The sequence below is a fragment of the Bordetella sp. 2513F2 genome (assembly GCF_054642735.1).
In genome coordinates, this window is sequence record NZ_CM137755.1 from 3760245 (window position 1) to 3774090 (window position 13846).

Annotated in this window: 13 protein-coding genes; 6 read left to right on the plus strand and 7 right to left on the minus strand. The window is 69.3% G+C overall.

The window, feature by feature from the left end; translation table 11 throughout:
* Positions 1-71: 71 nt before the first annotated feature.
* Entirely contained in the window at positions 72-983 is a 912-nt protein-coding gene (rocF, locus tag ACYBYQ_RS17755) for an arginase (protein ID WP_459615767.1), read from the minus strand.
* Between the two features lie 208 nt (positions 984-1191).
* Between rocF and putP the strand changes: the two genes are divergently transcribed.
* Positions 1192-2703 carry a sodium/proline symporter PutP gene (gene putP / locus ACYBYQ_RS17760; protein ID WP_459615768.1) on the plus strand — a complete coding sequence of 504 codons (1512 nt, stop codon included), beginning with the start codon at positions 1192-1194 and terminating at the stop codon, positions 2701-2703.
* Between the two features lie 40 nt (positions 2704-2743).
* Here the strand turns inward: putP and ACYBYQ_RS17765 are convergent, their stop codons facing one another.
* From ACYBYQ_RS17765 to ACYBYQ_RS17775, 3 genes are all read right to left on the minus strand, one after another.
* A complete protein-coding gene (locus ACYBYQ_RS17765) occupies positions 2744-3805 on the minus strand; it encodes a metallophosphoesterase (protein ID WP_459615769.1) in 1062 nt (353 codons plus the stop codon).
* Positions 3806-3884: 79 nt separating this feature from the next.
* A complete protein-coding gene (locus ACYBYQ_RS17770; RefSeq protein ID WP_459615770.1) occupies positions 3885-5255 on the minus strand; it encodes a heavy metal sensor histidine kinase in 1371 nt (456 codons plus the stop codon).
* Complete coding sequence (locus ACYBYQ_RS17775; RefSeq protein ID WP_459615771.1) at positions 5252-5950, minus strand: heavy metal response regulator transcription factor; 699 nt, start codon at positions 5948-5950, stop codon at positions 5252-5254. Before ACYBYQ_RS17775 ends, ACYBYQ_RS17770 begins: the two co-directional genes overlap by 4 nt.
* Before the next feature lie 297 nt (positions 5951-6247).
* Between ACYBYQ_RS17775 and ACYBYQ_RS17780 the strand changes: the two genes are divergently transcribed.
* On the plus strand, positions 6248-7222 hold the full coding sequence (locus ACYBYQ_RS17780; RefSeq protein WP_459615772.1) for a LysR family transcriptional regulator: 975 nt from the start codon (positions 6248-6250) through the stop codon (positions 7220-7222).
* A 61-nt stretch (positions 7223-7283) separates the two neighbouring features.
* Positions 7284-7589 carry a DUF4148 domain-containing protein gene (locus ACYBYQ_RS17785; protein WP_459615773.1) on the plus strand — a complete coding sequence of 102 codons (306 nt, stop codon included), beginning with the start codon at positions 7284-7286 and terminating at the stop codon, positions 7587-7589.
* Between the two features lie 73 nt (positions 7590-7662).
* On the opposite strand, the gene paoC is transcribed toward ACYBYQ_RS17785, so the two are convergent.
* Genes paoC through paoA form a run of 3 tightly spaced genes read right to left on the minus strand, consistent with a single transcriptional unit; the run spans position 7663 to position 11468 of the window.
* Complete coding sequence (gene paoC / locus ACYBYQ_RS17790) at positions 7663-9867, minus strand: aldehyde oxidoreductase molybdenum-binding subunit PaoC (RefSeq protein WP_459615774.1); 2205 nt, start codon at positions 9865-9867, stop codon at positions 7663-7665.
* A 3-nt stretch (positions 9868-9870) separates the two neighbouring features.
* A complete protein-coding gene (locus ACYBYQ_RS17795) occupies positions 9871-10821 on the minus strand; it encodes an FAD binding domain-containing protein (protein ID WP_459615775.1) in 951 nt (316 codons plus the stop codon).
* Positions 10818-11468 carry an aldehyde dehydrogenase iron-sulfur subunit PaoA gene (gene paoA, locus ACYBYQ_RS17800; protein ID WP_459615776.1) on the minus strand — a complete coding sequence of 217 codons (651 nt, stop codon included), beginning with the start codon at positions 11466-11468 and terminating at the stop codon, positions 10818-10820. The genes ACYBYQ_RS17795 and paoA overlap by 4 nt, the downstream gene beginning before the upstream one ends.
* A gap of 110 nt (positions 11469-11578) precedes the next feature.
* On the opposite strand from paoA, the gene ACYBYQ_RS17805 reads away from it, so the two are divergent.
* From ACYBYQ_RS17805 to ACYBYQ_RS17815, 3 genes are read left to right on the plus strand one after another with little or no spacing between them, the layout of a single operon-like run.
* Positions 11579-11950: an ArsR/SmtB family transcription factor gene (locus ACYBYQ_RS17805; protein ID WP_459615777.1), complete on the plus strand. Its 372-nt coding sequence runs from the start codon at positions 11579-11581 to the stop codon at positions 11948-11950.
* On the plus strand, positions 11947-12480 hold the full coding sequence (locus ACYBYQ_RS17810; protein WP_459615778.1) for an SRPBCC family protein: 534 nt from the start codon (positions 11947-11949) through the stop codon (positions 12478-12480). The genes ACYBYQ_RS17805 and ACYBYQ_RS17810 overlap by 4 nt, the downstream gene beginning before the upstream one ends.
* 43 nt (positions 12481-12523) lie before the next feature.
* The gene (locus ACYBYQ_RS17815; RefSeq protein WP_459615779.1) at positions 12524-13774 is read left to right on the plus strand and encodes an MFS transporter; all 1251 of its coding nucleotides are present in this window, start codon (positions 12524-12526) and stop codon (positions 13772-13774) included.
* The last annotated feature ends 72 nt before the right edge of the window (positions 13775-13846 follow it).

Here is a 13846-nt window from a genome sequence, read left to right on the forward strand (position 1 = left end):
GGCCGGAAACGGACCGCAGGGCCGGCCCGTTTCCCCGCTTTTATGGTGACGCACCCCGCCTTGCGCCCGTCTCACCGCGCAAATAGGTACCCGAGCAAATCCACCACCGTTCCGGCCGTGCTGTTGCGCACGTCCAGCGCGGGATTGAGTTCCACGATGTCGAGCGAACGCAGGCGGCCGGTCTCGGCCAGCAGTTCCATGCACAGTCGCGCTTCGCGGTAGGAAGGCCCGCCGGGCACCGGAGTGCCCACGCCGGGGGCGATGGCAGGATCGAGGAAGTCCACGTCGAAACTCACGTGCAGATGCGTGTGCGCATCGACGCCGGCCAGCGCCATCTGCATGACGGCCTTCATTCCCTGCTCGTCGATGTCGCGCATGTCATAGACCGCAAGCCCGGCCTGCCGGATGCGGCCATCCTCGCCCGGATCGATGCTGCGCACCCCCACCTGTCTCACCCAGGCCGGCCACAGCGCCGGCCTGCGCCCCGACAGGCGCACCAGGGCGGCAGGGCCGTCACCGCACAGACAGGCCAGTGGCATGCCGTGCAGATTGCCGGTGGGGGAGAGCTCGCGGGTATTGAAGTCGGCGTGGGCATCCAGCCAGATGACCCGCAACGCCTGCCCGCGCTCGCGGCAATGCTGTGCCACGGCACTGAGCGAACCCACGCTTACGCTATGATCGCCGCCGAGCACCACGGGCATGCGCCCTTCGTGCAGCGCCGTCTGCACGGCGCCGTGCACGATGCCGCACCAGGCGCCGACCGCATCCAGATTGCGATAGCCGTGCCGCCGCGGCAGATCGGGGTTCGGCGGCCCGGACAGGTCTCCGGCATCCTGGTACGCAAGGCCGCGGCGCGCCAGCATGGCGGCAATGCCCGCCACGCGCAATGCGCCGGGGCCCAGGCTGCAGCCCCGCACCCCGGCGCCGGCATCGGTGGGCGCCCCGATGAGTGTGACGGGCAGGTCCTCGGGATGACGATACACGCGGCGGCTCCTTGCAGGCAGGGACGGCAGCTATGGTAATCAACCAGACAGGAAAACAGGAAAAGAAAGCGCTGCAGGAAAAGGACCGCGGGCAGGATCAGGGTGGCTGCGCATCGCCATGCTTGAGCCCGCGCGGCAGCGCGTCTACGATGGAGCCGCAGCCGGCACGGGCCTGCGGACACAACATCCCTATAAAAGGAAGACAGCCATGCAGATGAGCAGCACCCCCGTCACCATCATGTTCGTGGTCTACATCCTGGGCATGCTGCTCATCGGCTGGCTGGGATACCGCGCCACGCAGGACCTCTCCGACTACATCCTCGGCGGGCGCAAGCTCGGCGCCTTCGTGGTGGCGCTGGCGGCGGGCGCATCGGACATGAGCGGCTGGCTGCTGATGGGCCTGCCCGGCGCGGTGTACACCGACGGCATCTCGGCATCCTGGATCGCCATCGGGCTCACCATCGGCGCCTACCTGAACTGGCGCTTCATTGCCGCACGGCTGCGCGTGCACACGGAGCATTCCGGCAATGCGCTCACCCTGCCCGACTTCTTCTCCAACCGCTTCAACGACCGCGCCAACCTGCTGCGCATCGTCTCCGCGCTGGTGATCCTGGTGTTCTTCACCCTCTACTGCGCCTCCGGCGTGGTGGCCGGGGCGCGCCTGTTCGAAAGCATGTTCGGCATGCCCTACGCCACCGCGCTGTGGGTGGGCGCCCTGTGCACCATCGGCTATGTGTTCATCGGCGGCTTCCTCGCCGTGAGCTGGACCGACACCATCCAGGCCTCGCTGATGTTTGCCGCCCTGGTCCTGACTCCGCTGATGGTGATCCATGCGCTCGGCGGCTTCGACGAGAGCACGCAGGCCGTGGCCACCGTGGATGCCAACAACCTGGACCTGTTCCGCGGCATGACCGGCGTGGGCGTGGTGTCGCTGCTGGCGTGGGGCCTGGGCTACTTCGGCCAGCCCCATATCCTCGTGCGCTTCATGGCGGCGGAGTCGCTGCGCACCATACCCAACGCCCGCCGCATCAGCATGACCTGGATGATCCTGTGCCTGGCCGGCGCCGTGGCGGTGGGCTTCTTCGGGATCGCCTATTTCGCCGCCAATCCCGGCCAGGGCGCCGGCGTCACGGAGAATGCCGAGCGCGTCTTCATCGAGCTGACGCTGATCCTGTTCAGCCCCTGGATCGCCGGCATCCTCCTGGCCGCCATCCTGGCCGCGGTGATGAGCACGCTGTCGGCCCAGCTGCTGGTGTGCTCCAGCTCCCTCACCCAGGACATCTACAAGACCTTCCTGCGGCGCGATGCCAGCCAGCGCGAGCTGGTCTGGTTCGGCCGGGCCATGGTGCTGGCCGTGTCGCTGGTGGCCATTGCGCTGGCGTGGAATCCGGACAGCCGGGTGCTGTCCATGGTGAGCTACGCCTGGGCGGGCTTCGGCGCCGCCTTCGGCCCCGTGGTGATCCTGTCGCTGCTGTGGCGCCGCATGACGCGCAACGGCGCACTGGCGGGCATGATAGTGGGCGCCGTGGTCGTGCTGGTGTGGAACCACTATGCCTGGTTCGGCCTGTACGAGATCATCCCGGGCTTCATCCTGGGCGCGCTCGCCATCTACCTCGTGAGCCTGATCGACGCCCCGCCGCCCGCCTCGGTCACCGAGACCTTCGACCTCGTACAGGCCGAGATGCAGTCGCCGCGCGTGCGCGAAGCCACGGAGGGGTGAGACCGGAGCGCGGGGCGGCGGCCGCCCCGCGGCGGCCCCTTCAGCCGCGCGACGGCGCGCGCAGCGTGATCTCGGTGATCTCCGACGGACGGCCGATGCGCAGCGGAAAGCCCGGCCACAGCCCTGCGCCGTTGCTCACGTACAGCTGCATGCCGTCCACGTCGTAGAGCCCCGACACGAAACCCGCGTTGAAGCGCGCAACGATGAGGTCCAGTCCGCGCACATGGCCGCCGTGGGTATGGCCCGACAACTGCAGCCCCACGCCTTCGGCCTGGTTTCGCCATGCATGGCCCGGACGGTGGTCCAGCAGCACCACGGGCACGCCCCGCGGGCGGCCCGCCAGCGCCCGGCCGATGTCGGGCCCGACCTGGCCATGCCGCGGTCCCACCTGGTCGGGCACGCCGGCCAGCACGAACGCGCCCGCGCCGGCGCGGATCACCGTGTGCTCGTTCTCCAGCACGGTTATGCCCAGCTCCCGGAATATGCCGATCCAGCGCGCGAACATGGCGTAGTACTCATGATTGCCCGAGACGGCGTACACGCCGTCCCGCGCCGACAGGCGGCCCAGGGGCGGATAGTCGTCGCGCCTGGCCTCGGGCGTGCCGTCCACGAGATCCCCGGAGATCAGGACCAGGTCCGGGTCCAGCGCATTGGCCCGGTCGACCACCGCCTCGATCCAGGGCCCGTGCATGAGCCGGCTGGCGTGCAGGTCGGTCAGGTGCACGATGCGGTAGCCGTCGAATTCGGGCGCGAGCCCCGCCAGCGCCACTTCGAGCTTGCGCACGGCGGGCACCTGCACGGCCTGCCAGGTTCCCACGGCAGCGAGCAGCAACGACGCCGCGGCCATGGCATGGGGCAATGCCCGCGCCCCGAGCAGGCGCCTGCCGGCAGGCCGCGACACCAGGTACACCAGCACGCCGGCCACGTCCCTCAAGGCCAGCAGGCAGGCCAGCAGGATGAGCGTCCCGTAGGCCACGCCCAGCGCCATGATGAAAGGCCGCGGAATCTCGGGCGAGGCCACGGTGCCGGCGACCCGGCTGACCAGCCAGTGGTGCTCCATCACCAGCAGGACACCGGCCGCCGCGATGGCCTTGGCGGCCATGCGCACATCCAGCCGGAGTACATAACGCCATACCAGGTAAAGACCAATCAGACCCGCCACCAGCTGGAACACGTACGCCTTACCCTTTCAACAGAGAGAAACCGAAAGTATTGATGCCCCGTTCGCTGCTCACGAACACCTCGCCGCCATGCATGGAGGCGATGGCCCGCACGATCGACAACCCCAGGCCGTGGTACAGGCCGCTGCCGGTGCGCGCCTTGTCGCCGCGGTAGAAGCGCTCGAACAGGCGCGCCTGCTGCTCCGGCGGTATCGGGTCGCCATGGTCGGCGACCAGCACGCGCACCGAGTCGCTGCGTTCTTCAATGGAAACCACCACCTCGGTACCCTCGCGGCCGTAGCGCGCGCTGTTCGAAAGCAGGTTGGCCAGCGCCCGGTGGAACAGACGGCGGTCGACCCGCGCACGCGCCTCGCCGTCCACACGCACCACCATGCCGCGCTGCGCAAAGACTTCCTCGAGATACTCGGCCGTCTTCCGGGCCTCGGTCTGCAGCGAGACGTCGCTCAGCTCCGCCGCCCGGTTGCCGTTTTCCGCGCAGGACAGGAACAGCATGTCGTTGACGATGCTGCTCATGCGCTCGAGTTCCTCGAGGTTGGACTCCAGCAGGTCCTTCAGCGCGTCCACGTCGCGCTCGTGCACCAGCGCCACCTGCGTCTGGCCGATGAGGTTGGTCAGCGGCGTGCGCAGCTCGTGCGCGACATCGGCATTGAACCCCTCGAGCTGCAGCCAGGCCGCCTCGCGCCGCGCCAGCGAGTTGTTGAACGACACGGCCAGTTCGCGGATCTCCGGCGGCAGCCCCTCCACATCCAGGCGCTCGCGCGGATTGTTGGGCGGCAGGGAATTTGCCTGCCGGCTGAGGGCGCGCACCGGATGCAGGCCCAGCTTGGCAATCCAGTACCCCAGCAGCGCCACCAGCAGGATGGCCAGGCCGGAGGCAACCCCCATGACCCGGGTGAAGCGCTCTTTCGTGTGGATGTGCGCCGTGGCGTCGAGGGCCACCGTGAACTCCACGGCGGGCCTGTCCTGGTAGGCGGGAATCTGCTTGCGCAGAATGCTCCAGACCCGGTCGTCTTCTGCCCTGACGAAGCCGAAGCGGCTGTCGTACATGTGCCAGGCGGCTTTCTCCACGGGCAGCGGCGCGCCATACGCGAACCGGGGGTCCGGCGACTCGATCCAGTAGCGCACGCGTCCGCCGGCTTCCGACATGCCGTCGAGCTTGCGCCGCACCAGCACCCATTCTTCGGCGGTGTGACGATCCACCAGCATCTGGTCCAGCAGCGAATGATGGAACGCCAGCTCGCCCCGGACCTGTTCGCGCACGGAATCTCCCAGCACGCAATACAGGAAATAGGCCACCCCGGAAAACACCACGGCGGCGGTGAGGGCAAACATGACAGCCAGGCGCCATGCGATGGGGAACGTGCGGGTCATGCCGCGTCTTCGATCGGCGCCGCCTGGCGGCTCTCCAGCACGTAGCCCATGCCCCGGACCGTATGCAGCAGCTTGTTCGGATACGGCGCATCGACCTTGGCGCGCAGCCGCTTGACGGCGACCTCGACGACGTTGACGTCGCTGTCGAAGTTCATGTCCCATACCTGCTCGGCGATCATCAGCTTCGACATGACCTCGCCCTGGTGGCGGGCAAGCAGGCTGAGCAGGGAGAACTCCTTGGCCGTGAGATCCAGGCGCTGGCCCGCGCGCGTGACCTTGCGCGCAAGCAAGTCGATGAGCAGGTCGTCGATCTGCAGCATCGTCGCCTCGACGCCGTCGCCCCGGCGGCGGGTCTGGGCCTGCAGGCGCGCCACCAGCTCGGTGAAGGAGAACGGCTTGGGCAGGTAATCGTCGGCGCCCTTGCGCAGCCCCGTGACCCGGTCGTCCACGGCGCCGCGCGCCGAAAGCATGATCACCGGCGTGGACTTGCGGCGCCGCAGGCGCTCGAGCACGGAATGGCCGTCCATGCCCGGCAGCATCAGGTCCAGCACGATGGCGTCGTAGTCGAACTCGAGCGCGAGATGCAGGCCGTCCGTGCCGGAATCGGCGACGTCGACGGTGTAGCCGAGCTCCGTCAGGCCACGCAGGATGTAGGAGGACGTTTTTTCCTCGTCCTCGACGACGAGTACACGCACGGCGTTTTTCTTGCTCAGGAATGGATGGGCTGCGATGCAAGGCGAGCCAGTCTACAAGGCCATGACGGTCGGTGCGCTGACGGCTGCCTGACATTTCCGTCAGGAAGGGGCCGCTGCCCGGCGCCTTGCGCCATGGCTGACACGCGCGTCAGCCGGCGGTCCGGCTGCCGTCAGCACGGCGTCACCCGGCTGACAGCGGCGGGCCTCTAGAGTGCCTGCATCGACACACCGCTGCGCGCCGTGTGCGGCGCATCCCGCCTGCCGCAGCTCCGGCCGCCGCCTGCCACGGACAGTGTAATGGAACGTTCCGGATTCGGCTTCGATTTCAATTTCAACGATGTCGCGATCTTCGTGGAAGTCGCGAAGCAATGCAGCATCTCCCGCACGGCGGAACTGACTGGCGTGCCCGCCTCGACCCTGTCGCGCCGCCTGAGCGTGCTGGAGGATCGCCTGGGCATGCGGCTGCTGTCGCGCACCACGCGGCGCATCGCGCTGACGGAGGCAGGCAGGCTGTATTTCGAACGCTGCCGCAACCTGATCGAGCAGGCCCTGGACGCGCAGGACGTACTGCGCGACCACGGCATGCGGCCGCGCGGCACGCTGAAGATACTGCTGCCCGATCCGCTGGGCATCGTCCGGCTGCCGGCCTTCATGGTGCAATTCGCCCGGACCTGGCCGGAGCTGCAGTTCCGCTGCAGCTACCGCCGTGGCCGCCGCTGGGAGCACGACGGCGACTTCGATGTCGCGCTGCGCTGGGGCACGCAGGCCGACAGCGACCTGGTCGCGCGCAGCGTCGCCCAGTTCGAATTCCGGCTATATGCCGCTCCCGGATACCTGGCGCGGCAGGGATGCCCGGCGCACCCCGACGATCTGCGCCACCATGACTGCGTGTACACAGACATGTGCCCGGAGCTGAGCTGCTGGACGCTGCACGGCGGCGAGCAAAGGCTCAGCGTGAAACCCCGGCCCCGCCTCGTCGTGGACGACCTGGATCTGGCGCACCGTCTCGCATGCGAGGGCGGCGGCATCGTCGCGCTACCCCCGTCCGCCGCGTGCCGCGCAGCGCTGGAACCGGTGCTGCCGGGCTGGCGCCTCGCGCCCGTCAGCCTTTATGCCATGTACGCCACGCGCACGCCACCGGCGCGCGTGCGCGTCTTCGTCGATGCACTGGTCGAGCATGCCGGCGCCGTTGCCGATGCTGACAGGAATGACCGCGTCCGGTCACGTCCGGGACAGGCGCCCCTCTCTAGAGTAGAGACATGGGCTGCCTGATCGCGATACCGCCTGGCGGCAGACCCTGTCCTCACCTTTTCCATTCATCAAGGAATCCATCATGAAGACGCATCTCCGCATCCCCAGCCTCATCGCCGCCGCCACGCTCGCCGGTCTCGCCGGCCTTGCGCAGGCCCAGGAAGAGACGCCGCCGCAGGCCTCGCACAGCAGCCAGTCGCGCGAGGCCGTGCGCGCCGACCTGCAGGCATGGCGCGAGTCCGGCCTGGGCGACGCATGGCACGGCGAAAGCACCCCAAGCCTCGACAGCGCGGCCTATCGGGAAATGCAGCAACGCTATGCGCAAGCCACGCAGCGCAGCCAGTACGCGCGGGCCCGCACCGGCCAGCAGACGGGCGGCGAAAGCTGAGCCTGTGTGCCGGCGCGCGCAGAGGGACGCCGGTTCGCGGCGGCCCTCCTGCCGCGCCGGCACGCCAGCCGGGTCAGGCGAACCGGGGCAGTCCGTCCAGCAGCTTGTCCAGCGTGACGGGATAGTCGCGCACACGCACGCCCGTGGCGTTGTAGATGGCATTGGCCACTGCGGCAGCCACGCCGCAAAGTCCCAGCTCGGCCACCCCCTTGGCCTTCATGGGCGAAGACACCGGGTCGGTTTCATCCAGGAATATCGCCTCCTGGTGCGGGATGTCGGCATGCACCGGCACGTCGTAGGCCGCCAGGTCGTGGTTGACGAAGAAGCCTGCCCGCGGGTCGACGGCCAGATGCTCCATGAGCGCCGCGCCCACGCCCATGGTCATGGCGCCTATCAGCTGGCTGCGCGCCTGCTTGGGGTTGAGGATGCGGCCCGCGGCACAGACTGCCAGCATGCGCCGTATGCGCGTCTCGCCGGTATCCGCGTCCACCCCCACCTCGACGAAGTGCGCCGCGAAGGTGGACTGCTGGTAGCGCTTGGCCAGGTCGCCGAATTCGATGGCATCCTCCGCCACCAGTTCGCCGTCCCGGGCCGCCATGGCAAGCGGCACGATGCCTTGTTCCCCCTGCACGTTGCCGTCGGCGAACACCGCCAGCGCCGGGTCCATGCCCAGCTTCTGCGCCACCGCCTCGCGCAGCTTGACGCAGGCCGCATAGACGCCGGCTGTGGAGCAGTTGCCGCCCCACTGGCCGCCCGAACCCGAAGAGGCCGGAAACGAGGAGTCGCCCAGCCGCACCACCACGCGCTCCAGCGGCAGGCCCAGCATTTCCGCCGCGGTCTGCGCGATGATGGTGTAGCTGCCCGTGCCGATGTCCGTCATGTCGGTCTCGATGGTCAGCACGCCTTCGCCGTCCAGGCGGGCCCTTGCGCCGGATTTGGTCAGCAGGTTGTTGCGTATGCCGGCAGCCACGCCCATGCCCACCAGCCAGCGTCCGTCCCGGACCTGCGCCGGCCGGGCAGAGCGCCGGCTCCAGCCGAAGCGTTCCGCGCCGGTCCGCAGGCATTCCGTCAGCCGGCGCTGGCTGAAGGGGCGGTCCGGGTGCTCCGGGTCGACCTGCGTGTCGTTCAGCACGCGCACCTCCACGGGATCCATGCCGAGCTTCTCTGCCAGTTCGTCCATGGCGATCTCCAGCGCCATCAGTCCCGGCGCTTCGCCCGGCGCGCGCATGGCGTTGCCCTCGGGCAGGTCGAGCACGGCAAGGCGATGCGCCGTGAGCCGGTTCGGGCCGGCATACAGCAACCGCGCCGGCATGGAGGCCCATTCCGGCCCGCCGCCGGGCAGGTCGCCCGACCAGGTTTCATGCGCGATGGCCCCGATCCGGCCATCCGCGTCGGCGCCGATGCGGATGCGCTGGATGGTGGCCGGCCTGTGCGTGGTGTTGTTGAACATGAAAGGACGCGGCAGCGCCAGCTTGACGGGACGGCCCGCGGCGCGGGCGCCCAGCGCAGCAAGCACCGTGTCGGCGCGCAGGAACAGCTTGCCGCCGAAGCCGCCGCCCACGTAGGGCGATATCACCCTGACATGCTCGGGCGGCATGTCGAGGGTGAGCGCGAGATCCGCCGTGGTCCAGGCCACCATCTGGTTGGACAGCCACACGGTGAGCCGGTCGCCGTCCCAGCTTGCCAGCGTGGCGTGCGGTTCCATCATGGCATGCGACTGGTCAGGCGTGGTGTACGTGGCGTCGAGCTGCACCGCGGACTGCGCGTAGGCCGCGTCGAAATCGCCTACTGCCGTGTCGGGCTGCTGCTCTCCCCCCTCGGGCCGCGTTGCGCCGTTGCGCGCCGCGGCCAGGTCGTAGACGCCGTTCGCACGCTCGTAGTCGACCTGCACCAGCTGGGCGGCGTCGCGCGCCTGCTCGAAGGTCTCTGCCACCACGATGGCAATGGCCTGGTGATAGTGCTGGATCTCCGGACCGCCCAGCAGCCGCGCCGTGTTCCGCTTGCCCAGGCCGAGCTTGCCGGCGTTCTCATGGGTGACGATGGCGATCACGCCGGGCGCGCGCCATGCGTCTTCCAGGTAGAGCCGCCGGATCCGCCCTTTGGCGACGGCCGAGCCCACCACGAAGCCATACGCGATGCGTTGCACCACCTCGTGCCATTCATAGGCATAAGGCGCGGTGCCGGTGGTCTTGAGCGGACCGTCGATGCGATCGACCGGGCGGCCCACCACCCTGAGCTGGTCGATCGGGTTCTCCGTGGCCGGCGTGTCGAATTTCATGGCTCAGCTCCTTGCTTCGGCCAGCGCCGCATGGAGAGTGCGTGCAGCCAGGGTAAGTTTGAAGGCGTTGTCGCGCGTGGGCCGCGCGCCGGCGAACAGCGCGTCCGCCACGGCCTGGCCGCCGCGCGGCAGGGCCGCATCGGCCTCTTCCAGGCGCCATGGCTTGTGGGCCACGCCGCCCAGGGCCACGCGCCCCGTGCCGTCCGGCTGCAGCACCGCCGCCACCGACACCAGGGCGAACGCATACGAGGCGCGGTCGCGCACCTTGCGATACACGTGCCGCCCGCCCGGCGGCGGCGGCAGGATCACGGCAGCGATGAGTTCGCCCGGCTCGAGCACGGTCTCGATATGCGGCGTGTCGCCGGGCAGCCGGTGGAATCCGGCGATCGGAATGCGGCGCCCGCCGCCGCCCGCCCTGACGGTTTCCACTTCGGCGTCGAGCACGCGCATGGCCACCGCCATGTCGCTGGGGTGCGTGGCGATGCAGGCATCGCTGGACCCCACGACGGCATGCTGGCGGCTGTAGCCCTGCAGCGCGGCGCAGCCGCTGCCCGGCACGCGCTTGTTGCATGGCTGGTTCGTGTCATAGAAGTACGCGCAGCGGGTGCGCTGCAGCAGGTTTCCTGCGGTCGTCGCCATGTTGCGCAGCTGCCCCGAGGCGCCGGCGAGCAGCGCGCGCGCCAGCACGGCGTAGTCGCGCCGCACCACGGGATCCGCCGCCAGGTCCGTGTTGCGCACCAGCGCGCCGATGCGCAGGCCGCCTTCCGGCGTGGGCTCGATGCGGTCCAGCGCCAGGCCGTTCACGTCGACCAGGTGCGCGGGCTGTTCGATCCGCAGCTTCATCAGGTCCAGCAGATTGGTGCCGCCGGCGATGAAGCGCGCCCCGGGCGTGCGGGCGGCCGCGTCCGCCGCCTCCTGCGGCGTGCGTGCCTTCTCGTATGTGAACGACTTCATGCCTGGCCCTCCGCCACCTCGGTGATCGCCTCGACGATGTTCGAATACGCGGCACAGCGGCAGATGTTGCCGCTCATGCGCTCGCGGATCTCTTCGGCGCTCAGCAGCGGCTCCGCGCCCAGGTCCGGGCTGGCGTGGCTGGGAATGCCGGCCTCGAGTTCCTCCAGCATGGCCACGGCCGAACAGATCTGCCCAGGCGTGCAGTAGCCGCACTGGAAACCGTCGTGCCGGATGAACGCCGCCTGCATGGGATGCAGCTGCTGCGGCGTGCCCAGCCCTTCGATGGTGGTGATGTGCGCCTCCTGCTGCATCACGGCCAGCGTGAGACAGGAATTGATGCGGCGCCCGTCCGCGATCACCGTACAGGCGCCGCACTGGCCATGGTCGCAGCCCTTCTTGGTGCCCGTCAGCCGGAGATGGTCGCGCAACGCGTCCAGCAGGGTGGTTCTCAGATCCAGGTCCAGCTCGTGGACCGTGCCATTGACATTGAGTCGAGTAAGCGCCGTCATCTTGCCTCCGGATGCCGAAGCCGCGTACGCCACCGGACCGGCCACGCCCACGGCCGGCACCGCCGCGGCAGTGACCGAAACGGTTCCCGCCTTGAGCAGGCTCCTGCGGGACAACTTGAATCCACCAGAATCTTCCATGTGTCGCCTCTACAAAGCAGTATGCGGGCCGATGCCGGCGAAACGCATGGCCCGCAAATAATTCAACCAAATGGTTGACTTTCTGCGCCGGGCGCCATACATTCAACCCCATGGTTGAATTGAATGCCTCCCAGCTCGACACCGTCTTCCGCGCGCTCGGCGACCCCACGCGCCGCCAGATGCTGCACGAACTCGCCGCGGGCGCGCGCACCGTGGGCCAGCTGGCCGAACCCCATGCGATCTCGCTGGCAGCGGCGTCCAAGCACATCAGGGTGCTGGAAACCGCCGGGCTCATCCGGCGCGAAGTGCGGGGCCGCACACACCTGTGCCACCTGGCTCCGGGGCCCCTGGCAGGCGCCCATGAGTGGCTTGGCTTCTACCGGCACTTCTGGACGGACCGTCTGGATGCGCTCGAACAACTGTTGCGCAAGGAACGTGCCCGCGCTTCACCCCCAACCAAAGGAAAAGGAGACGCTCCATGAATCCACGTACGCCAGCCGACGCCTACGGCGCCCTGATCGAACCGGCCACGCTGAAGATCCAGCGCGTCCTGCCGGGATCGATAGAGCGCGTCTGGGCCTACCTCACCGAAAGCGAACTGCGCCGCAAATGGCTGGCCGCGGGCGAAATGCGCCTGCAGGCCGGCGCGCCCGTGGAGCTCGTCTGGCGCAACGACGAACTCAGCGACCCTCCCGGCCAGCGGCCCGCCGGCTTCTCCGAAGAACAACGGATGCAGAGCCGCGTCCTGGAGGTGGATCCTCCCCGGAGCCTGGCGATCGCCTGGGACGACGGCAGCGAAGTGCGCTTCAGCCTCGAGGCACGCGACCAGGAGGTGCTGCTCACCGTCGTCCATCGCCGCCTGCCCGACCGCCCCACCCTGCTGGGCGTGTCTGCGGGCTGGCACATCCACCTGGACGTGCTTGCGGCGCGCCTGGCAGGCCGGCCCGCGCCGGTGTTCTGGGACGGCTGGCTGCGGCTCAAGCAAGAGTACGACCTGCGCCTGCCTGCATAAGCTTCGCTGGCCTGCACAATTTACGCACGCAAGGACATCCGCCATGTCTCCTGCCTCCCCCCATGCCGCGCCGGGCATCGACCGGAACTGGGCCCTGGTCGCCGCCGGCGCACTGCTGGGCTGCGTAGCCATCGGCGTCGTGTTCGCGCTGGCGGTCATGCTGCAGCCCATGAGCACCGCCACGGGATGGTCGCGCGCCGGCCTGTCCAGTGCGATGACGCTGGCTTTCCTGAGCATGGGCGTGGCCGGCTTCGGCTGGGGCATGCTGAGCGACCGCTACGGGCCCCGGCTGGTGGTGCTGGCCGGCTCCCTGCTGCTGGGCCTGGCCTGCATACTGGCCAGCCGGGCCGCCACCCTGCTGCAATTCCAGCTGGCGTACGGCGTGCTGCTGGGCGCCGCCTCGGCCAGCTTCCTGGCGCCCGTCATCGCCGCCACGGCGGCGTCGTTCGAACGGCGCCGCAACCTGGCCGTGTCGCTCGTCTCGGCAGGCATGGGCGTGGCCCCCATGACGATCTCCCCGCTGGTCGCCTGGCTGCTGCAGTCCTACGACTGGCGCCACGCCCTGGCGATCGTCGGCGTGATGGCGTGGCTGCTCACCTTGCCCGCGGTCTGGTTCGTGCGGGCCGCCCGCCAGCCGCCTGCGGCGCAATCCGGCGCGCCTTCCACGGACGGCATGCATGCCGGCAAGGCGCTGCGCTCGCGGCCCTTCATCGTGCTGGCGCTCACCTTCTTCGCCTGCTGCGCAGCGCATTCCGGGCCCATCTTCCACACGGTCAGCTACGCGGTGGGCTGCGGGCTGTCCGTGGCCTCCGCCGTCACCATCTACAGCATGGAAGGCGTGGCCGGACTGGGCGGCCGCCTGCTGCTCGGCATGCTGGCCGACCGCCTGGGCGCCAAGCCGGTGCTGGTCGCGGGCCTGCTGGTGCAGGCCCTGGCTGCGGTGGCCTACCTGGCCGTGGACCAGCTCGGCGGGTTCTATGCCGTGGCCCTCGTCTTCGGCATGGCCTACGGCGGCACCATGCCGCTGTACGCGTCGCTGGCCCGCCAGGTCTTCCCGCCGCGCATCCTGGGCACGGTACTGGGCGCCGCCAACATGCTCTCCAGCCTCGGCATGGCGCTGGGGCCCCTGCTGGGCGGCTGGCTCCACGACCGCTACGGCACCTACACCTGGCTCTACGTGGGCTCGATGGCCGTGGGCCTGGGCGCAGCCGCAATCGCCCTGCTGTTCCCGGGCGCGCCGCGGCAGCAACGGGATGCCGGCCTGCCCACGCCGCTGGCCGACCGCGCGTCCTGAGGAAAGCCTGCCGCAAAAATCCCGGACACGGCCTGGACCGTGCCCGGGATCGGACGGTACCGGATACCGCGC